This window comes from uncultured Winogradskyella sp., from assembly GCF_947495255.1.
Taxonomy (GTDB): domain Bacteria; phylum Bacteroidota; class Bacteroidia; order Flavobacteriales; family Flavobacteriaceae; genus Winogradskyella.
The window spans coordinates 261,325-284,536 of record NZ_CANLYI010000006.1 but is presented as its reverse complement, the minus strand read 5'-3'; the positions used below and the strand labels follow the sequence as shown (position 1 = coordinate 284,536).

The 23,212-nt window shown below is 34.6% G+C and carries 15 protein-coding genes; 13 read left to right on the top strand and 2 right to left on the bottom strand.

Features of this window, described 5'->3' with window-relative positions; all coding sequences use genetic code 11:
• Position 1: 1 nt before the first annotated feature.
• Genes Q0807_RS11580 through scpA form a run of 4 tightly spaced genes read left to right on the top strand, consistent with a single transcriptional unit; the run spans position 2 to position 6,611 of the window.
• Positions 2-1,324, top strand: a complete 1,323-nt coding sequence (locus Q0807_RS11580; protein ID WP_299110021.1) for a sodium ion-translocating decarboxylase subunit beta — start codon at positions 2-4, stop codon at positions 1,322-1,324.
• A gap of 58 nt (positions 1,325-1,382) precedes the next feature.
• Positions 1,383-2,672, top strand: coding sequence for an acetyl-CoA hydrolase/transferase family protein (locus tag Q0807_RS11575; protein ID WP_299110020.1), 1,290 nt, complete (start codon positions 1,383-1,385; stop codon positions 2,670-2,672).
• Positions 2,673-2,683: 11 nt separating this feature from the next.
• A complete protein-coding gene (locus tag Q0807_RS11570; protein ID WP_299110017.1) occupies positions 2,684-4,474 on the top strand; it encodes a methylmalonyl-CoA mutase family protein in 1,791 nt (596 codons plus the stop codon).
• Between the two features lie 4 nt (positions 4,475-4,478).
• Positions 4,479-6,611 (top strand): methylmalonyl-CoA mutase, encoded by a 2,133-nt coding sequence (gene scpA, locus Q0807_RS11565; RefSeq protein ID WP_299110015.1) that lies wholly within the window; start codon positions 4,479-4,481, stop codon positions 6,609-6,611.
• Positions 6,612-6,780: 169 nt separating this feature from the next.
• Here scpA and Q0807_RS11560 read toward each other — a convergent pair whose 3' ends face one another.
• Both Q0807_RS11560 and meaB read right to left on the bottom strand, forming a co-directional pair.
• Positions 6,781-7,533 carry an acyl-ACP thioesterase domain-containing protein gene (locus Q0807_RS11560; protein ID WP_299110013.1) on the bottom strand — a complete coding sequence of 251 codons (753 nt, stop codon included), beginning with the start codon at positions 7,531-7,533 and terminating at the stop codon, positions 6,781-6,783.
• Between the two features lie 16 nt (positions 7,534-7,549).
• Positions 7,550-8,554, bottom strand: a complete 1,005-nt coding sequence (meaB, locus tag Q0807_RS11555; RefSeq protein WP_299110011.1) for a methylmalonyl Co-A mutase-associated GTPase MeaB — start codon at positions 8,552-8,554, stop codon at positions 7,550-7,552.
• Between the two features lie 444 nt (positions 8,555-8,998).
• On the opposite strand from meaB, the gene Q0807_RS11550 reads away from it, so the two are divergent.
• The 9 genes from Q0807_RS11550 (at position 8,999) to Q0807_RS11510 (ending at position 23,211) form a co-directional block, all read left to right on the top strand.
• Positions 8,999-10,531 (top strand): DUF6377 domain-containing protein, encoded by a 1,533-nt coding sequence (locus Q0807_RS11550; protein WP_299110008.1) that lies wholly within the window; start codon positions 8,999-9,001, stop codon positions 10,529-10,531.
• A 318-nt stretch (positions 10,532-10,849) separates the two neighbouring features.
• Positions 10,850-13,732, top strand: a complete 2,883-nt coding sequence (locus Q0807_RS11545) for a TonB-dependent receptor (protein ID WP_299110006.1) — start codon at positions 10,850-10,852, stop codon at positions 13,730-13,732.
• Positions 13,733-13,743: 11 nt separating this feature from the next.
• Positions 13,744-15,219, top strand: coding sequence for a RagB/SusD family nutrient uptake outer membrane protein (locus Q0807_RS11540; protein ID WP_299110004.1), 1,476 nt, complete (start codon positions 13,744-13,746; stop codon positions 15,217-15,219).
• A 10-nt stretch (positions 15,220-15,229) separates the two neighbouring features.
• Positions 15,230-16,954 (top strand): SusE domain-containing protein, encoded by a 1,725-nt coding sequence (locus Q0807_RS11535; RefSeq protein ID WP_299110001.1) that lies wholly within the window; start codon positions 15,230-15,232, stop codon positions 16,952-16,954.
• Between the two features lie 36 nt (positions 16,955-16,990).
• Positions 16,991-18,406, top strand: coding sequence for a glycoside hydrolase family 30 beta sandwich domain-containing protein (locus Q0807_RS11530; RefSeq protein ID WP_299109999.1), 1,416 nt, complete (start codon positions 16,991-16,993; stop codon positions 18,404-18,406).
• A gap of 16 nt (positions 18,407-18,422) precedes the next feature.
• Positions 18,423-19,925, top strand: a complete 1,503-nt coding sequence (locus Q0807_RS11525) for a glycoside hydrolase family 30 protein (protein ID WP_299109997.1) — start codon at positions 18,423-18,425, stop codon at positions 19,923-19,925.
• 19 nt (positions 19,926-19,944) lie between these two features.
• The gene (locus Q0807_RS11520) at positions 19,945-20,940 is read left to right on the top strand and encodes a T9SS type A sorting domain-containing protein (RefSeq protein WP_299109995.1); all 996 of its coding nucleotides are present in this window, start codon (positions 19,945-19,947) and stop codon (positions 20,938-20,940) included.
• Positions 20,941-21,226: 286 nt separating this feature from the next.
• Positions 21,227-22,150: a 1-phosphofructokinase family hexose kinase gene (locus Q0807_RS11515; protein ID WP_299109993.1), complete on the top strand. Its 924-nt coding sequence runs from the start codon at positions 21,227-21,229 to the stop codon at positions 22,148-22,150.
• A 56-nt stretch (positions 22,151-22,206) separates the two neighbouring features.
• Positions 22,207-23,211 (top strand): LLM class flavin-dependent oxidoreductase, encoded by a 1,005-nt coding sequence (locus Q0807_RS11510; protein ID WP_299109991.1) that lies wholly within the window; start codon positions 22,207-22,209, stop codon positions 23,209-23,211.
• The last annotated feature ends 1 nt before the right edge of the window (position 23,212 follow it).

Genomic DNA, 23,212 nt, shown 5'->3' with positions numbered 1-23,212 from the left:
AATGAAAAAATTAATTATAATATTTAGTGCATTATCACTGCTGATTTTTATGAGACCAGTACTTGGATTAGGCACAGATATAAACTCTGCAACTAACGCTTCAGTAGCTACAACACAAGTTGATAATTTTGAAGAAGAAAGTATCATTGATGAAGCCCTTGATGGTATTAAAACATTTTACAGTTATACCGGATTTGCAAATTCGTCCTCTGGAAATGTGATTATGATCATCATCGGAATCGTTTTCATCTATTTAGGTATTAAGTTTGATTACGAACCCTTATTGTTAATCCCAATAGGTGCTGGTGTTATTATAGGAAACATTCCTTTTGTAGCCGGTAACCAAACAGGTATTTACGAAACAGGTTCTGTTTTAAATTACCTCTATTTTGGTGTGGTAAAAGGGGTTTATCCGCCATTAATATTTTTAGGCATTGGAGCCATGACGGATTTTTCATCCCTAATTGCCAATCCAAAATTAATGCTATTAGGAGGTGCAGCCCAAATAGGTGTCTTTGCAACCTTTTTAGGCGCTCTTTATTTAGGCTTTAATCTTCCAGAATCTGGAGCCATTGGTATAATTGGAGGTGCAGATGGCCCAACTGCCATTTTCTTATCCTCTAAATTAGCAAATGGTGTAAACGTCTTAGCCGATGGTACAACCGTTAAAAACTTAATTGGACCTATCGCTATTGCAGCCTATTCATATATGGCTTTAGTACCTGTGATTCAGCCACCATTAATGCGTTTGCTGATTTCTAAGGAAGACAGAAAAATTAGAATGAAGCCACCAAGAGCGGTAACCCAAAAGGAAAAAATGATTTTCCCTGTAGTCGCTTTAATCTTAACGACTTTTATTTCGCCTAGTGCATTGCCATTATTAGGAATGTTATTCTTTGGAAACCTATTAAAAGAATCAGGTAGAACAGAACGTTTAGCAGATACAGCACGAACAAAATTAATTGATATTGTTACCATTTTATTAGGTGTAACCGTTGGTGCATCAACACAAGCTGATATTTTTATCACTAAAGATTCTATGTTAATCTTTGGTCTTGGTGCTATATCATTTGTGATTGCTACCTGTGGTGGCTTGTTATTCGCAAAATTCATGAATCTATTCTTAAAAGGTGATAATAAAATAAACCCTTTAATAGGTGCAGCAGGTGTTTCTGCAGTGCCAGATAGTGCAAGAGTTGTGCATACAGAAGGCTTAAAATCGGATCCCAATAACTATTTGTTAATGCATGCCATGGCACCAAATGTTTCGGGTGTTATTGGTTCTGCAATTGCTGCAGGTATTATTTTGAGTTTCTTAGGATAAAAAGAGGTTCTTTTAATGGTTTAAATGAACAAAACAACAATTTTCAAATTTTTACAAAATGAAAATACCAAATAAAATGACAGCGCAAGAAGCTGTTAAGTTAATAAAATCTAACGATAGAGTTTTAATACAAGGAGGCTCAGCGACACCACAGGCATTAATAAACGCAATGGTTGCAAGAGCTCCAGAATTAAGAAATGTTGAACTTGTACATTTACACACTGAAGGTGCTTGTGGATATATAGCACCCGAATTAAGAGAAAGTTTTCATACCAATGCCTTTTTTATTGGTGGAAATGTTAGAAAACTGGTCGGTAATACCGTTGATTATATTCCTGTTTTCTTAAGTGATATTCCGAGTTTATTCCGAGAAGGGTATATGGATTTAGATGTCGTAATGGTAAACGTATCACCTCCAGATAAACACGGTTTTTGTTCTTTGGGTGTTTCTGTAGATATTGTTATATCTGGTATTGAGCAAGGTAAAACTGTAATTGCTCAAATTAATCCTCGTATGCCACGTACGTTTGGTGATGCGCAAATACATCTTAAACATTTTGATGCGTGTGTTGAAATTTCAGAAGAAATCTACGAAATGAAATTTGTTGAACCCTCTGAAACTGAAAAAGCCATTGGTAAAAACATTGCAGAAATTATTGATGATGGTGCAACACTTCAAATGGGTATTGGAGGGATTCCAAACGCTGTATTAACATTTTTACATAACCACAAAAATTTAGGAGTACATACAGAAATGTTCTCTGAAGGTATTGTGGATTTAGTTGAAAAAGGAATAGTAAATGGTTCTAAAAAGAAAACAAATCCATATAAAATAGTTTCAGGATTTGCCATGGGTACGCGTCGTTTATATGATTTTATGGATGATAATCCAGAAATAGAAATGAATGATATTGCTTATGTTAATGATACGTCAGTCATTCGTCAAAACCCAAAAGTAACGGCTATTAACTCTGCTATTGAAGTCGATTTAACAGGTCAGATTTGTGCCGATTCAATTGGGACTAGAATGTTCTCTGGTGTTGGTGGTCAAATGGATTTTATGCGAGGTGCTGCTTTATCAGAAGGCGGAAAACCAATTTGCGCCATAACATCTACAACCGCAAAAGGTGTTTCTAAAATTACACCCATGTTAAAACTTGGAGCTGGTGTGGTAACAACGCGTGCACATGCAAGGTTTGTAGCTACAGAATATGGTGTTGCAGAATTATTTGGTAGAAACTTAAAACAACGTGCTCAAGCTCTAAGAGATATTGCACACCCTGATCATAGAGAAGAATTAGATAAAGCTATTTTTGAAAGATTTGGAAGTAGTTTAATGATAAAATAATATTACTTATTATGAATGATAAAAACACATCACTTTTTTCTGAATTCGCGCCTGTGTCAACAGAACAGTGGATGGAAAGAGTGACAGCCGATTTAAAAGGTGCGGATTTTGATAAAAAACTGGTTTGGAAAAACCTAAACGGTATCGCTATTCAACCTTGTTACAATGCAGAGAATAAAATCACACAACTTAAAAATACAGGAGAGAACTCTCAAACCTTAGTCAATTATCGTACGGTTACTGTTTGCTGTTCTGAAACAGGAAATGAATTAGCCAAAAAAGCAATAGAAGAAGGTATTAATGGTATCATTTTTCAAATTATAAGCGACGTTAAAGTTGCAGAGCTTTTAAAAGATATTGATTTAAAAACGATTACGGTTTCTTTTGAATTATACACTAATGCTGTAGCGTTTACTAAAGATTTAGTGAACTTTGCTAAAAACAAAGACTTAAAAGGATACATTAATACGAGAGTGTTATCTCACTATGTAACAACAGGTTTGTTTGACGAAAAACAAATTGAGCTTGCTGCAGAATTAATAAAACTAACTGCCGACTTTCCTAATTTTAAAGCACTCACTATTTCTGGAACTGAATTTTTAGATTCAGGTGCTAACCAAGTTCAAGAGATTGCGTATACCTTAAATGCTTTAGTTTTTATAACTGAAAAATTAAAAGCTAAAGGTGTTGCTGTTCAAGACGTTTTTAACAACTTAAATTTTCTATTCGCTATAGGTTTAGAGTATTTTGTTGAGATAGGAAAATTTAGAGCTTTCAATAGTTTATTAGTAGAAATAGCGGCTAAATATGGTATCGCTGATTTCTCTAATACTATAACCGCTAAAACCTCTATTTGGAGCAAATCTATTACAGATGCCGAAACCAATTTATTGCGATGTACAACAGAAGCCATGTCTGCGATTTTAGGCAATGTAGATGGTGTTTTAATAGATCCTTACGATAAAGAGTTTAAAAGTGCTTCTGATTTTTCGAGCCGTATTGCAGGAAATATAATCACCATTTTAAGAGAAGAGTCTTATTTTGGTAAAGTTGCAAATCCTGTTGATGGTTCCTATTACATTGAAGAAGTTAGTTTTAAAATTGCAGAAAAAGCCTTAGAATTATTTAAAGCTATTGAAGCAGAAGGTGGCTTCTATAAGGCATTTGAGAATGAAAGCATTCAACAACAAATTGCTGAAATCCGTCTTCAGAAACTAAAATTAATCAGTCAACGTAGAACACCAATGGTTGGTATTAATAAATATCCAAACCTTATGGAAACCGTTGATGCAAAGCTACTCTCTGAAGGCGACGTAACAAATCCTAAAGTATTAACACCAAGAAGAGCATCATTAGAAATTGAAGCGATGCGACGTGTTACCGAAGAATTAGTCGCAGAAACTAATGTTAGACCTATTGTACAATTAGCGAGTTATGGTAATTTAACCATGCGAAAAGCACGAGCAGCATTTGCTTACGACTTTTTAGGTGTTAGTGGTTTTGATGTCCACCAAGAAGAAAGTTTCGAAAACGCAATTACCGCAGCAAACGAGAGTGCAAAATCAGATTCGCATGTGGTTGTCATTTGTAGTTCTGATGACGATTACGATGCTACAGCACTAGACTTTATAAAAGCATTTAGAACTCTAAATACAGATAAAGTATTGTTGTTAGCTGGTGCTCCTAAACATATGGACGAATTAACTGAAGCTGGGTTAGATGGCGTGGTGAATATGAGAACAGATGTTCTTGTTGCCCTTTCAGCAATTCAGAGAAAAGTTCAAAAAACCTTAAAATCTTAAGACTATGCAACCCGATTTTTCAGATATAAAAATAAATTCAGCTGTTAAACAAACAGTTGAAGTTAAAGAGCGTAAAGCGATGTGGAATACGCCTGAAGGCATTCCTGTAAAAAAACAATTTTCAAAAGACGATATTGCTTCGGCAGAGCATTTAAGTTTTTCAGCTGGTGTTCCTCCATTTCTTAGAGGCCCTTATAGTGCGATGTATGCAATGCGTCCATGGACGATTCGTCAGTACGCAGGATTTTCAACAGCAGAAGAGTCAAACGCTTTTTACAGAAGAAATTTAGCTGCAGGTCAAAAAGGACTTTCAGTAGCATTTGATTTGGCAACACATAGAGGTTATGATTCCGATCATCCACGTGTTACAGGTGATGTTGGTAAAGCAGGTGTAGCGATAGATTCTATTTTAGATATGGAGATTTTGTTCGATCAAATCCCTTTAGATAAAATGTCGGTTTCAATGACCATGAATGGTGCAGTACTTCCAATTATGGCCTTTTATATTGCAGCGGCAAAAAAACAAGGCGTGCCTTTAAATCAACTTTCTGGTACCATTCAGAATGATATTTTAAAGGAATTTATGGTGCGTAATACCTACATTTATCCACCATTACCTTCTATGCGAATTATTGGTGATATTTTTGATTACACGACCAAAAACATGCCTAAATTCAATTCTATTTCTATAAGTGGTTACCATATGCAAGAAGCAGGTGCAACAGCAGATATTGAATTGGCTTACACCTTAGCTGATGGTATGGAATACATTAGAACCGGTTTAAAATCTGGTTTAAAAATTGATGAATTTGCACCACGATTATCCTTCTTTTGGGCTGTAGGTATGAATCACTTTATGGAAATTGCAAAAATGCGTGCAGCACGTATGCTTTGGGCTAAAATTATAAAATCATTCAACCCTAAAAATCCAAAATCAATGGCATTGCGTACGCATAGTCAGACTTCTGGATGGAGTTTAAGTGAGCAAGATCCTTTTAATAATGTTGCAAGAACTTGTATTGAAGCTATGGCAGCCACTTTAGGCGGCACGCAATCTTTACACACCAACGCATTGGATGAAGCGATTGCATTACCAACAGATTTCTCTGCGCGTATTGCTCGTAATACACAAATATTTATTCAAGATGAAACCCAAACCACTAAGTCAGTTGATCCTTGGGCAGGTTCGTATTATGTAGAGTATTTAACACAAGAGATTGCTAAAAAAGCTTGGAAACTGATTGAAGAAGTTGAAGAACTTGGTGGCATGGCAAAAGCTATTGAAACAGGCGTACCTAAAATGCGAATTGAAGAAGCGTCTGCACGTAAACAAGCGCGTTTAGATTCTGCACAAGATATTTTAGTTGGCGTTAACAAGTTTAAAACCACTGAAAAATCGAATATAGAAATTTTAGATATTGATAATACGGCTGTTAGAGATTCTCAAATTGCTCGTCTTAACAAAATGAAAGCTGAGCGAAACGCAGAAGTGGTTGCAGCCAATTTAAAAGCCTTAGAAGATTGCGCAGGAGGTGCTGAAGGTAATTTATTAGAATTGGCCGTTGAAGCAGCTGAAAATTTTGCTACTTTAGGTGAAATCTCAGATGCTTTAGAAGTTCATTTTGGAAGACATAAAGCCGATACTAAATTAATAAGTGGTGTGTACGGAAAAGAAGTAGATAACGATAGTACGTTTGCAAAAGCACAGCGATTAGCTGATAAATTTGCAGAAATTGAAGGTCGTAGACCAAGAGTTATGATTGCAAAAATGGGTCAGGATGGTCACGATAGAGGTGCTAAAGTAGTAGCTTCTAGTTTTGCAGATTTAGGTTTTGATGTGGATATGGGAAGTTTGTTTCAAACACCAGAAGAAGTCGCGAAACAAGCTATAGAAAATGATGTACATTTTGTAGGTGCATCGAGTTTAGCTGCAGGTCATAAAACGTTGATTCCGCAGTTAATTGGCGAATTAGAACAATTAGGACGACCAGATATTATGGTTTTTGCAGGAGGTGTGATACCTGCTCAAGATTATGATTTTCTACTAGAACGAAAAGTGGTTGCCATTTTTGGTCCTGGAACTGTAATTTCGGAAGCTGCAATAACCATAATGGAAAAATATTTAGAACAGGAATAAGTAAGTTCTGATTAATAGCAGAAAAAGCTCAAGCAGTATATTGCTTGGGCTTTTTTATTTTAAAAAAAACACCCTAAATTATGCTCAAGGTGACAAGTGTTCAATTCAACTTTGTGGATTGTCCCTTTGAGAGGACTTTATGTATGTAAAAAAAAATAACCTATTATAATCAATACGTTTTCCAATGTGTATGTGCTGTTGCACATATCTTATCGCTTCCTTCAATTTTTATGGTATGCTCAAAAGCAGTTGCGGATGGTAATTCTTTTGTTAGAGACAAAACGGTATCACTATATTGGGCTTCTGCAATAAACCGACCGTCTATAGTATGTAAATAATAGTTTTCTACAATATCTTCAGGAATAGATTCAATCACCCATTGTAAATATCTGATATTATTGACGTGTTTATTCATGTCTGTATCAAAACGATGGACTGTAAATTGTTTGGTATAATGGGCAGAATCTACTGCATTAATCTTTTTCTTAATATCATGTTCTATAGAAGAGGTGTTGAAGAACGACCATTGTTCTTTAATGGTATTAAAAATAGGAATAGGTTTTCTTTTTTCGATATCAAAGAATACCCACAAACCCTTTGCTCTGCCTATAATATTTTGGTTTTCATCAAAAATAATATTCTCTCTATAGCCTTTAATAGAGGAGTAGCTTGATAACCAGGTTCTAATGGTGATTTTCTCTTTATAACTAGGATAACGGTCCATTTGCAACACACCAGAAACTAAAACCCAACCAACATTCATTTTAAAAAGATCAAATATACTATGGTCAATAGCATAGCAATGGTCTGCAGCTGTTTCTTCTAACAAGCCTAGCATAATTGTAGGCGTTGCTAAACCCAATTTGTTCATTTCAAAATATCGTAGTTCAAATTGCTGGTCGAAATAATTATCAAACTTCATTTTGAATGGTGATGGATTAAAATGATTGTTTAAACTTTTTTATAATTTGTTGCGCGGCTTTAACAGGAGATATTTCTGAAGCGATAACATCCTTTTCTAAAATGGAAAGTTCATTTTTAATATCTTTTGAATTATAAAACAGTTGCTTTAATTCTTCATTAATATTATTATACATCCATTTGATTTGCTGATGGGTTCTGTTTTTTAAGAAATAGCCATTCTCATCAACTAATTTTTTATAGTTTAGAATTTCATCCCAAACATTAGAAATACCTATATTTTTTATAGCTGAAGCTGTACTTACTATAGGACTCCATCCGGATTCTGATATCGGAAAAATATGTAATGCATTTTGGTATTGCCTTTTGGCTAATTTACTCATGGTAATATTATCTCCGTCGGCTTTATTAATAACAACCATATCTGCCATTTCCATAATCCCTTTTTTTATACCTTGTAATTCATCACCTGCACCAGCCAGCATTAATAACAAGAAGAAATCCGTCATGCCATGTACGGCAGTTTCTGATTGTCCGACACCAACTGTTTCAATTAAAATAACGTCGTAACCAGCGGCTTCACAAAGTAACATGGTTTCGCCAGTTTTATTAGCAACACCACCTAAAGTATCACCAGAGGCAGAAGGTCTAATGTATGCTTCTTGTAAAACGGCTAATTCTTCCATTCGGGTTTTATCACCTAAAATACTGCCTTTACTGCGTTGGCTACTTGGATCAATAGATAATATAGCGACTTTATGACCTGCTTTAACTAAACGCAAACCAAAGGCTTCGATAAAGGTACTTTTACCAACACCTGGAACACCTGTAATACCAATTCTAATAGATTTTCCTGAACTGGGTAAAATCTCTTGAACGATTTCTTTCGCTAAAATTTTATCACTTTCTAAATTACTTTCAATAACGGTAATCGCTCTAGATAAAATAACGCGATCACCTTTTAAAATACCATCAATATAGGCCTGTGGAATTAATCTGTTTTTGGGTTTATAGTTTTTCATTATTTGAGATAGAAAGCTTTGATTTATATAGAAATACTAGTACTAACAAAGATACTCATAAAGCTAAAGATAACAGAGATAGCGAAAGGTTTTTTCGTTAGTTTAGAATGAATTTTATTCCATTATTTTTATATATTCTTAGTAGAACTATTTGAGCTATTTGAAAGCTTCAAATTACAAAAAAATGAGTGCCTTTATTAAGTTTACTCATATCAACTTCTCTAGATTTAAATTTGACATGTAAGAGTTAAAATTTTATCTTCTATTTAATATATCTTAAGATGCTTTTTTATTATTAATTTAGAAGCAAAATTATTAGTCTGAATAAAACTAACTCTCTACAATAATTTGAAATTTATATTAGGCCTCATCGTACTGCTACTTTTTCAAAGTAATCTTTTGTCACAGAATTTAGATTCCATTATTAATGAATTGGAATCTAAGATGCGCAATTATAAAGCTTATGATCTAGAAAAAGAACAACGGATAAATGCCTTAATTGAAAAAGACAAGAAGTCAAATAATCTTAACGAGCAGTATAGAATTAACAATGCCATTTTTGAAGAATATCAGTTTTACAGTTTTAACCAAGCACTGCAATACATTGAAAAAAACGTAGAGATAGGCGGAAAGCTTCATAATAATGTATTATTAGACGAAGCCATTTTAAAGATGGGATTGCTGTTGGTTAATACAGGCCGTTTTAAAGAATCTATTGATGCGTTGAGTGAAATCAATCGAAACTCGTTGCCAGAATCTTTAATTAACGACTATTTTATTGCTCATAAAGAAGGCTATTCTGGTTTGGCGTATAATACAGCTGTAAATAGTAATAAATTAATTTACTCGGAACTTTATACAGCATATCAAGATTCTTTATACTCACGATTAAAACCCAATTCAGAGGAAGCACTAAGGCTTAAAGAAAAGGAATTTAGGGATAGTCGTGATTTAGATATGGCGTTTAAGATTAATGGGCAAAGGCTAGAAAAAGTACAAATTGGTTCTCGGTTATTCTCTTTAATTACTTTTGAAAGGTCTTTATTGTATGAGTTGAATAACGAATTAACGAAACAAAAAGAGTATTTAACCCTTTCAGCGATATCAGATATCCAAGCCTCTGTAAAAGATAATGCGTCCATGGGTATCTTGGCAAAAATCCTTTTTACAGAAGGCGATATCGACAGAGCGCATCACTATATTAATTTTTCTTACAATGATGCCGAGTTTTACAATTCACGATTACGTTTTGTAGACATCGCTAATAATATGCCGCTAATTACAAAGGCATACGAACAGAAAACAGCAAAACAGAAGCGGAAATTAGAATACTCTTTGCTGTTTATTAGTGTCTTAGCAGTGTTTTTATTAATTGCCATTTATACGGTTTATAAGCAAGTTAAAAAAGTATCAGTAGCAAAGGATAAACTTAAAATTGCGAATGACAAGCTTCTCGATTTTAATCATAAGCTTAATACATCTAATGAGGAACTAAAAAGCCTTTATCTCGAACTCTCTGAAGTCGATAAAATTAAAGAGCATTATATCGGTAACTTTTTAAATCTCTATTCAGAATACATCACCAAATTAGATGTCTATAGAAAACTGGTTAGTAAATATGTCAATGCCAATCAGATGAATGCTTTGCTTAAATTATCGAAGTCTAAACAGCTTATTGATGAAGAGTTACAGATATTTAATAAGAACTTTGATAGTTCGTTTTTACATATTTATCCAAATTTTGTAGCCGATGTGAATAAGTTATTAAAACCTGAAGATCAGATTGAATTAAAAAACAAGGAGGATTTAAATACTGAATTAAGAATACTTGCACTTATAAAGTTGGGCATTACTAACAGTTCTAGAATCGCAAAAATATTAAGATATTCTGTAAATACCATTTATAACTACCGAGCATCCATTAACAAATCTGCAATTGACAAAGAAAATTTTGAGAAGATGATAAAATCTATCTAATATTTGAATGCTTTTGTCAAAATTACCATACAAAAATTACTAATTTCTGATTTTTAACTCTAAAAATTACATTTAGAATCCACTTATTATTCTACAATAAAATTTTATAATTACTTAACATATAGTTACTTAAAATTACATAGAGGCTTTTAAAATCCACTTTTCCCAATCCTTCTATTGTAGTTAGTGTGATATCAGAGTAATTTGCTAACTGATAATATAGACTTCAATTAATTAATAGAATAGGAGCAAATGATTTATAAAAAAGTAGTTTTCATCACAGCAATTTTCATTTCAATATGGTGTACAAACGAAAGTATGGCACAATCCAAAGTTTCTGGTACCGTAACTGAAAATGGAACCTTACCATTACCTGGTGTTTCCGTAATAATAAAAGGAACCTCAATAGGTGCGAGTACGGATTTTGACGGTAATTATTCCTTAAGTGAAGGAATAAATGACAATGCGATATTGGTTTTTAGCTATATCGGTTTTAAGACGCAAGAGATTTTAGTAAATGGTCAATCCATTATTAATGTTCAGTTGCAAGAAGATACAAGTTTACTAGATGAAGTAGTCCTTGTTGGTTATGGTTCGCAACTTAAAAAGGACATTACAGGTTCAGTCTCTACAATTGATAGTGAGTCTTTTGAATCGCGACCAAATACACAAGTCGGTTCTTTATTACAAGGTCAATCTGCTGGTGTACAAGTTATTTCTGGATCAGGAAAACCTTCAGGTGGTTTTAGTGTACGTATTAGAGGAACCAATTCAATTAATGCCAGTAGTGAACCACTATATGTTGTAGATGGTGTACCAACAACAGATACAAGAGCCATAAACCCGAGTGATATTGATACCATGACGGTATTAAAAGATGCCTCTTCGGCTGCTATTTATGGTGCGCAAGGTGCCAATGGTGTTGTTTTAATTACAACTAAAAGAGGAACGACATCTAAACCTAAAGTCAGTTTAGATTTATATACAGGTGTATCGCAAGTCTGGAACACTTTACCAGTTTTAAATGGTGAACAGTATAGAGATTTAATGACAGAAATGGGCTTATCAACCGATTGGGATAGTTTTACTGAACGCACGGATTGGCAAGATGAAATTTTTCAAAATGGATTCTCTCAAAATTATCAAGCCTCAGTATCTGGAAAAACAGAAGGCACTAGTTATTTTATTTCAGGTGGTCATTTATCACAAGAAGGTGCTGTTAGAACTTCAGAAATAGCACGAAGTAATTTTAAAATTAATCTTGACCAAGACATAAACGATTGGTTAAAAGTTGGGACAAGAATAGCTTATACCATTTATAAAGATGTCGATGTTAATGATAATAATAGTGTAAACCAAGGCGGTGTGCTTTTAGGTGCATTAACTACGCCATCAATAATTGGTGTTTATAATGATAATGGCATGTTTACAAGTAACCCATTTCAAAACTGGGAAAATCCGTTAGCAAGTACAGATGGTTTAGATCGGGAATATAATAACCAACGTTTTTTAGGTAACATCTATTTAGAAGCTAAGTTCCTAGAGAATTTTAAATACCGATTTAATTATGGTATTGACAATAGCCATGGTGTTTTTGATTCTTTTCTAGACCCATTTAGAACTGGTTTTGGTGTTGCCATTGGCGGACAAGGAATTAATAACACGGATAAAAAGTCTTATTATATTGTTGAGAATACCTTGAGCTATAATAAGGCCTTTAATAAACATTCTGTTGAAGCCTTAGTAGGTTCTGTATCACAAAAATTCACTTATGAAAACAGCTCTATTCAAACACGGAATTTTGCAAGTGCATCAGTTACAACACCAAATGGAGGTTCTGAACTTTTTGATGCATCAGCATGGAAATCTGAAAGAGCTAATGCTTCATTTTTAAGTCGTGTTAATTATAGTTTTGATGATAAATACCTATTAACAGCAAACTTTAGAGCAGATGGTTCTAGCGTATTTGGTCCGAATAAAAGATGGGGTTATTTTCCATCGTTCTCTTTAGGTTGGCGTGTTTCAAACGAAAAATTCATAAAAGAAGATGGTTTAATAAACGATCTTAAAATTAGAGCAGGTTGGGGAATCGTTGGTAACGACAATATTGATGCGTATAGTTATTTAGGTCGTGTTGGATCTGGTGCAAATTATCCTTTTGGTGGCGTGACACAACCTGGAACATTCCCAGCATCTATTGAAAATCTCGAATTAAAATGGGAAGAATCAGAACAAACCAATATTGGTGTTGATCTTACTATGCTTGATAATAGAATTAGTATTACAGCTGATGCTTACATCAAAAAAACAAACGATTTACTACTAAACGCACCATTACCAACAGCTACTGGTTTTGATAATGCGATTAGAAATATTGGCGAAATTCAGAATAAAGGAATTGAATTTGCTTTAAATACGGTAAATATTAAATCTGAAAACTTAACATGGAGTACTGGATTTAATATTTCATTTAACCGCAACGAAGTGATTAGTCTTGTTGGACAAGAATTACTGCAAGGTAGCATTACAGGAGGCAGAGGTGAAGCGAGTTTAGTTAGAGAAGGCGAACCTTTAGGGACTTTATATGGTTATATTTTTGGAGGTGTTGATCCAACTTCAGGAAATGCTTACTACATAGATAACGAAGGAAATTCCACTTTTACTCCAAGTCCGGATGACCGAACAATTATTGGCGATGCTAATCCTGACTTCTACTATGGTTTAACAAGTAATTTAAACTATAAAGGCTTTGGCTTATTTGTATTTCTTCAAGGCTCTCAAGGTAATGAGATGTTAAATGTCACACGTATTGAAACTGAAGGCATGATTGATCCAAAAAATCAATCCATCGCAGTATTAAATCGCTGGAGACAACCAGGTGACGTCACTGATATACCTAGAGCGAGTTTTGGGAATAGTGATAATTCTAGAGTATCAACCCGTTTCATTGAAGACGCTTCCTATTTGAGATTCAAAACCATAACCTTAAGTTATGATTTACCACAAAGTATAATTGATAAATTAGGTATCACAGCATTAAAATTTTATGGTACAGGTGAAAACATATTTACCATAACAGATTATTCAGGTTTTGATCCAGAAGTCAATGCCTTTGGAGGAAGTAACACCGTACAAGGTATTGATTTCGGAACGTATCCTCAAACAAGAAATTTAATTTTCGGTATAAACGCAACTTTTTAATAATCAAAGTCATGAAACTATTTAAAACAATAATTTTAGCATTACTCTTAACTGTAACGGTTGGATGTGATGACTATTTAGATCTTCAGCCCATTTCAGAAGAGACCAGTGGCAATGCTTATGAAACAGCGAGTCAGATAGAAGCTGCACTTGTTGGCGCATACGAGTCGTTTCAATCTTCAGAATATTATGTTTGGGATAATTTATTATTTCAAGATGTACGTTCAGACAATTGTTATGCAGGAGGTGACAACCCAGAGGTTTTTCAGATAGATAATATTGATATTGCAGCTACGCATTCAAGATTATTTAGTCATTGGTCAAACCTTTATAATGCCATTTCAAAAGCCAATTTAGTTATTGAGCGCGTTGATGGTATCACTGACCCTTTACTCACAGAAGAACGTAGAAGTCAAATAAAAGGTGAAGCTATCTTTTTGCGCTCTTACCACTATTTTACGTTAGTGAAATTATGGGGAGGCGTTCCTTTAATTACTAACACCATCATTTCTACCGAAGCTGAGGATGTTAATATCCCTAGAGCTTCAGTTGAAGCTATTTATGCAAAAATCACAGCCGATTTAGAATTAGCAGCAACATTATTACCAGATACTTATGGTAATGATGCGAGTGTTAACAAAGCAAGAGCAACATCTGGCGCAGCACATGCATTAGCTGCTAAGGCTTATGCACAACAACCAAACCCAGATTACGATGCTGTATTAACACATATAGAAGCTGTTGAAAGTAGCAACGCAAACTATCAACTTATAGCATATGACCAATTGTTTAGTGGAAATAACTATAACAATGCAGAGTCTATTATTGAGGTACAATACCTTGGTGGAAACGAAGGCAACTATGGACCACAATTATTGTTACCACCATCTATAAGTGGAGATTCTTGGCGGAAATTTGTAACACCATCTGTGGATTTAGTTAACGCTTTTGATTTAGAAGGTGATACCGTTAGAAAAAATGCCTCTATTTTATTTGAGTCCGTGCAATGGGTTGATGAGTTTTGGGGAAATAGTCAAGGTACAGCAATACCATTTAGTTACAAATGGAAAAACGCTAATGGTTTTGCAAGTGCAGACAATACATATTTAATGCGATATGGCGATATCGTTTTACTAAAAGCAGAAGCTTTAAATGAGACTAATCAACTACAAGCTGCGATTACAGAAGTCAACCGAATTAGAACGCGTGCAGAATTATCAGATTTAACCAGTACTCAAAGTAACTCTCAACAAGTATTACGAGAAACTATACTTAAAGAACGACGCTTAGAATTATTTCAAGAAGGCCAACGTTGGGATGACCTTGCGAGATACGATGCATTAATTTCAACGATGAATACTGTGGTCGAAATAGATTTAAGAACTGGCAATCAAGTTAATTATAACATGACAGAGGCAAAAAAGTTATTACCAATTCCACAGCAAGAGTTAGATAGAAATCCTGCTTTAGTTCAAAATCCACTTTAAAAAAATAGCTATGAAAACAAAGAATATATTTATAGTATTATTTAGTATGATGCTTAGTTTCACATTCATCTCTTGTGAAACCGAAGATAACCTTCAACCAGAAGGTGAATGGGAATTAAGTTCTCCTGTGATTTTAACACCAGAAGCAAATCAGAGTATCGTGTTAGATCAAGATACGCCAACCGAGTCTGTGACTTTTAGTTGGGAACCAGCAGTTTCATCAGAAGGCTATGCCGTAACTTATGAGGTGTTAATGGCACCAGCAGGAACCACCGATTTTTCTGCACCATTTTTTACGTCAGAATCCTCTAATAATGGAACAAATACATCATTATCTATAAGTTATGAAGCGCTAGACCAAGCCTTAGCTTTTTCTGGCTTTCCAGCTAATGAAGCAGCTCAAGTCAGCTTTGCCATAAGAGCAAATAGCTTAAGTAAATCGAGTCTATCCACTTCAGATTTAAGTATTACACGTTTTGAAAATGAGGCCCTACCACAGTCGCTTTATATCTCTGGTACAGCAACAGAAAATAATAATGACTTATCACAGGCCATTGCGCTAAGACGATTAACAGATAGTAATGGTGAACTATCAAATGTTCACGAAGTTTATACCAGTCTTGTTGCTGGTGAAAGCTATAAATTTTATAGTGAACGTTCACTTCCGGCTTTAGAGTTTGGAGGAAGTGAGGGTAATATTGTTTCATTTGGTGATGCCATAGTTGCCAGTGATTCTGGACAATTTAGAATAAAAGTAAACTTAGACACTAACACTTATGAGCTACTTCAAATCAATTTTTGGAGTATGGTAGGTACACCAATTAATGGTGGTTGGGGAGGCGACGAACCATTAGATTACCAAGGTAATGGTGTTTGGAAAGCTTCTATAAATCTTTTAGAAACTGGAGGATTTGTATTTAGAGCAAATGGAGATTGGGGTTATTTACTAAAACGTATTGTAGGTACACCAAACACACTTATTTTGGAAGGTGATGCAGGTAACCAAGGGCTAAATGTTGAAGATATACAAAACAACCAAACGGGATTATATTTTGTGACTTTAGACTTATCTGCAGAGCACTATACCTATTCTTTTGAAATAGACGATTCTGTTGTTGAGCCCATAGCGACACCAGCGCAATTATTCTTATTTGAAAACGGAACTATGATTGAAGAGTTTTCTTTAAATGGAGACACTTTTAGTTCGGAGCGTTTTATTGCTATGCAAGCCAGTAATACATATACATTAAACAGCGCAGCTGATGGCAGCGGAACATCGTATTCTGTTAGTGGACTTCTTGCAGATAGTGCAACACCAGATAGTGATTTGGTTTCAGATGCTATAACACTTACAGAGAATATTAATTCGTTTTCACTAGTCACAGATAGAGCCTTGCGATTTAGTATAGATTTTAGTGCTCCAGAGTTAACATGGACGTACTATAATATTAAGCTATTTCATTGGCAAGTTTGGGATGATCGCGAAGAGATTCAAATGACTTATAGTCATCCAAATACATTTACAGTTACATCAAACCTTACAGCTGGTTCAGACAGTAAATTCATAAGTCCATGGGATTTAGATTTTGGTAGCGATAATCCGACATCATTAACCGGAAACCTTATTAATGGAGGAGGCGAAAACATGCTCAATATTGAAACAGATGGTTCATATACGGTGACTGTAATGCTTAATGATGATTACCAATCAGGAACCTATGAATTTGCACAATAAATAATTAAGACTATGAATTTATTAACTCGATATAATTTGAAATTTTATTTTACACTACTTCTATTAGTTGCACTACAAGCTTGCAATGAAGATGAAATGAAGACCTATCCACCACCAGAAGTTGCGGATGTCAACGTCGATTTTTACCTCACATCACCAGATGAATCTAATTTACTCACTTTAACCACGAGTGGTTTATTTCCAATGGTTACGAACACTAATTTTACAATCAATGTTTCTGAAGGTACTACTTATCAAGAAATGGATGGTTTTGGATATACATTAACTGGCGGAAGTGCAATGTTAATTAATAATATGTCCTCTGCTACGCGTTCTGAGTTATTACAAGAACTTTTTGGAACAGATGAAAATAGCATTGGTATTAGTTACTTGAGGATAAGTGTAGGGTCTTCTGATTTGGATGCGACTACATTTAGCTACAATGACTTACCAAGTGGACAAACCGATGAAAACTTAGATAATTTTTCATTGAATCCAGATATGGCAAATCTCGTTCCTGTTTTAAATGAAATTTTAGCCATTAATCCTACTATTAAAATATTGGCTACGCCTTGGTCTGCGCCAACATGGATGAAGACTAACGGCTCAACTATAGGAGGTGAGTTATTACCACAGTATTATAATACCTACGCCAATTATTTTGTGAAGTATATAAAAGCTATGGCTACTCAAGGTATCACCATAGATGCTATTACCATACAAAATGAGCCAGAAAATCCATACAACAATCCAAGTATGGTTATGAATGCAGAGCAACAAAGAGATTTTATTAAAGATAATTTAGGACCTACGTTTCAAGCGGAAAACATAACCACTAAAATTATTTTGTTCGATCATAATTTAGATCATCCAGAATACCCAATTTCAATATTAAATGATGCTGCGGCTAAAAGTTATATTGATGGTTCTGCGTTTCATTTATATGCAGGTCAAATAAGTAATATGGCGCTTGTTCATAATGCGCATCCTGATAAGAATGTATATTTCACAGAGCAATGGATTCAAGCACCTGGAGATTTCTATTCAGATATACGTTGGCATGTTAGAGAACTGATGGTTGGTGCACCAAGAAATTGGAGTAAAAATGTATTGCAATGGAATTTAGCAGCAGACCCAAGCAACAATCCACATACAGATGGTGGTTGTACGGAATGTCTTGGAGCAATTACAATAGACGGTAATTCTGTTCAAAGAAATCCTGGATATTACATCATTGCTCATTCTTCAAAATTTGTTCCAGTAGGTTCAGTCAGAATTGAATCTAATGAATCTTTTGAATTTCCAAATGTAGCTTACAAAACTCCAGAGGATAAGATTGTTGTGGTTGTTTTAAACAATTCAGATGTACAAAAATCACTTAATATAAACGTACAAACAGAACCGATTTCTGTAACGATGCCAGCAGGCTCAGTTGCAACTTTTGTTTGGTAATTAAAAAACACATAAAATGATTAAAAACTGTTTTTATATACTATTCCTAGCTGCTACTTTGATTTCTTGCAAACAATCTGAAACGGATAAACAAGGAAAAACGGATAATGATTTAAAGGTCAAATCTGAAAGTAATACTAAAGAAAAAACGAATTTATTAGGTAAAGAAGTGAGTGTTTATACTACGGCTGAAAACACCAATAAAAGACTGTCTTTAGATAGTACTAAAACATTCAATAGAGCCAAACAACCTTTAGAAACGGAAGTTTCAATTTTTGTTAATCCAGAAAAGCAATTTCAAGAATTCTTAGGAATTGGAGGTGCTATTACAGACGCTGCTGCCGAAGTGTTTTCAACTTTAAGCCAGGATAAGCAAGAAGAATTACTAAATGCTTATTACTCTGAACAAGGTATTAATTATAATATTATTAGAACCAGTATTCACAGTAGTGATTTTGGATTAGGAAGCCATACTTACATTGAAGAAGGTGATAAGGAGCTCAAAACTTTCTCTATTGAAAAAGACTTGGTGAAACGTGTGCCTATGATTAAAAGAGCACAAGCACTGATTAAAGATGATTTGGTGTTCTACGCGAGTCCATGGAGTCCACCAGCATTTATGAAATCTAATAAGCAAATGCTCCAAGGCGGTAAATTATTACCAGAATACTATCAAACTTGGGCTGATTATTTTGTCAAATTTATTCAAGCCTATGAAGCAGAAGGTATTCCAGTTTGGGGCGTTACTATTCAGAATGAGCCTATGGCAAAACAACGCTGGGAATCTTGTATTTATACTGCTGAAGAAGAACGTGATTTCTTAAAATATAATCTAGGTCCAACGTTCGAAAAAAATAATATGGGTGATAAAAATATTGTGGTTTGGGATCATAATAGAGATTTAATATCGCATAGAGCCAATACCATTTTTGAAGATCCAGAAGCCATTAAATATGCTTGGGGAATTGGTTTTCATTGGTATGAAACTTGGACAGGAGGAGCGCCAAAATACGATAACCTAAAAAATATTAAAGCGTCTTTCCCTGAAATTAATTTGTTGTTCACAGAAGGCTGTCAAGAAAAGTTTGACCCAACACAATACAACCGTTGGTCTAATGCAGAACGTTATGGCAATTCTATGATTAATGATTTTAATAGTGGAACAGTAGGTTGGACTGATTGGAATATATTATTAGATGAAAAAGGAGGACCAAATCATGTGCAAAATTTTTGTTTTGCACCAATTCATGCAGATACTCAAAATAACGAACTGATATATACACCAACGTATTATTACATAGGGCATTTTTCAAAATTTATAAAGCAAAAAGCTAAACGTATTAGTACAACAACTAGTAGAAGTACCATTGAAAGCACTTCGTTTCAAAACCCAGATGGTAAAATTGTAACTGTTGTGATGAATAAAACTGAGAATCCTATCTATTACAAATTACTAGTTGGTGATTTTGAAATTCAAAATACAATATTGCCACATGCAATGCAAACACTAATTTATTAACTAAATAAAACCTCTAATTATGAAGAAAAATTACTTTACAAGATTAATGATACTAGCTCTACTAGTCTCATTTCAAGGATTCTCACAAGTTGATGTAACTATTAAAGTAGATATGTCAGCAGAGACCGTAAGTGCAGATGGAGTGCATGTTGTTGGTACTATTAACGGTTGGTCTACAGATGCAACAATGCTTACAGAAGAAGGCTCAACAGGCATTTACGCTGTTACTGTTCAATTAAGCGAAGGATGGCATCGTTACAAGTTTCTAAATGGCAATGCTTGGGGAACTGAAGAATCTGCAAGTTACCCTTGTGCACCATCAAATGGCGATCGATTTTTGTATATCAACAATTCTGGTATGGCAGTGACTTTAGAGTCAGTACCTTTTAATGGTTGTAATCCTTCTGGTACAGGATTTGAAGTGACCTTTAATGTCGATATGGCAAGTGAAGGTACTATTGCCGTAGGAAATGTGCACATGGCTGGCTGGCTTAATGATTGGAATCCTAGTGTATTATCGTTTCCTAATGCTACAGGAGATATTCATAGTGGAACGTTACGTTTACCAACACCAGCAGATTACCCAATTACATTTGAGTATAAATATTTAAGTGCTGCAGGTTGGGGAAACGATGAAACACCTGGACCAGAGGCTTCGTGCTCAACAGTTACTGGAGGTAATAGATTAATTACGGTTACCAATTCTGGAGACAATGTATATGATGTATTTAATGCCTGTAATTATGTTTTAAACACAGAAGACTTTACAGCTAATTCTTTAAAAATGGTATATAATAATACAGATAGATTGGTGAGTTTCTTTGATAGTGGATTTAATAATGAAATATCAACAGTTCAAGTGTTTGATATTACTGGTAAGTCCATTAAAACTATAGAAGGTATAACTTTAATTAGTGATGTTGCAATCGATTTTCAAAATCAAACTAATGGTCTTTATTTTGTAAAAATCGAGAGTGGAAGTAAGCAATTGGTTAAGAAAGTCATGGTTTACTAGTTTAATAAAACTACTAGAGTTTAGTTTACACGTTCTTTAAATTCATCTTTTTAGAACGTGTTTTTTTTTATACAATATCTTATACTCCTGCTTTTAAAGTATGGGTTATACACACAACATCTCTTTATTTATAAGTCGCAAAAACTATAAGCAATTTCCCAGAAAAGTGATTAACTTCTAGTAGTTGATATTTACATTAATATTTAGGAAAATATTAATGCAAATCCCTCAGAATTATGCATAACTTTATGGCGTTTTTATTGCGAACTACAAACCGATACTTATAATGAATATTGTAACCTTAACCATAAATCCTGCCTTAGATAAAAGTGCTAAAATTGACCAATTAATTCCAGAACAAAAACTTAAATGTCAGGCTATTGAATTTCAGGCTGGAGGAGGAGGCGTAAATATCTCTCGCGTTCTTCATACTTTAGAGGTAAAAAACAATTGCTTGTTTACCTGTGGAGGCGATACTGGGAAAACATTAAAAGGGTTATTGGAAGATGAAAAATTAGATATAACTCCAATTCCTGTAGCCGCATGGACACGCGAAAACTTAGCCGTTGTAGATACTAAAACTGATTTACAATACCGATTTGGTATGCCAGGAAAAGGTTTAAGTGCTACTGAAATTGAATCACTTAAAACAATTATAAATAAGTTAGTTACGGATAATTCTATGTTTATTTTAAGTGGCAGTATTCCTGATACGATGTCTCCGGATTTCTACATTGAATTAATAGACAGTTTAAGCGCTGAAAATGTAAAACTCATAGTAGATACTTCTGGTGAGGCTTTAAAAGCGAGTCTTAAAAAACCAGTGTTTTTAATGAAGCCCAATCAAGGTGAATTGGCACAATTAGCAGGTAAGGACTTCTTAACCAAAACGGAACAAGAAGCCTTTGCTATGGAATTAATCCATAACAAACATGCAGAATATGTGGTGGTTTCATTAGGTGCACGTGGTGCTTTTTTAGCATCAGAAAGCGGCATCTTTTATCAAAACACTCCATCTGTAAAAGTAAAGAGTACCATAGGAGCAGGTGATAGTATGGTTGCAGGATTGGCGTATGCTATAGCGCAAGGTATGTCTTCTCCAGATATTTTAAAATGGGGTGTTGTTTGTGGTGTTGCAACCACAATGACAGGTGGCACTAATTTAGCGACTAAAGAGAATATACATGTGGTTTCAGAATTATTAGATTAGGGTATAGCGACTTTAATCCCTTTTAAGCCTTCATGTTACAAAGAAATACCATAATTATGAAAACTAAACCTACCAAATATTCCATTTTAGATCTTGCCTTAGTATCGGAAGGTCAAACACTGCAACAAACATTTTCTAATGTATTACAATTAGCACAGCAAGCTGAAAAATTTGGCTACACACGTTATTGGTTGGCAGAACACCATAATGCATCTAATATAGCTAGTAATGCCACATCGATACTTATAGGTTATGCAGCACAAGGCACAAAAACGATCCGCGTAGGTGCTGGTGGTATTATGTTGCCTAATCACTCACCATTAATTATTGCAGAACAGTTTGGTACACTAGCCGCATTTTATCCTAATCGTATTGATTTAGGACTAGGTCGTGCGCCAGGAACTGATAGAGAAACGGCAGAAGCCATTCGTTCTGATTTTATGCAAGCAGCGCAACAGTTTCCTAAAGAGCTCGAAAAAATACAAACATACTTTTCAATTGACAATGATGAAGCTATGGTGCGTGCCACAGTAGCAGAAGGTGCAGACGTACCCATTTATATTTTAGGATCGAGTACAGATAGTGCACATTTAGCGGCCAAAAAAGGATTGCCTTATGCCTTTGCAAGCCACTTTGCAACAACACATTTGTTTGAGGCTATAAAGATTTACCGTGATGAGTTTCAACCCTCAAAAGAACTTGAACAACCTTATGTCATGGCTGGCGTTAATATTATCATCGCAGAAACAGATGAACAAGCTCAACGTTTATCAACCTCTTTAATCCGAATGATTGTTGGCATATTTACAGGTATGCGTGCTAACGTGCAACAACCGACGGACATGAATGACAATTTGAGGGATATTATGAGGAATCCTCAAGTCCATCAAATGCTCAAGTATGCATTTATTGGAAGTAAAGCGACTGTAAAAGCACAAGTTAAAGAGTTTTTAGATCAAACAAATGCAGATGAACTCATTGCAGTAACCCATTTATATGATATCAACGACAGAATAAGGTCTTATGAATTATTCGCAGAAATTATGGAAGAGCTGAAGTAGA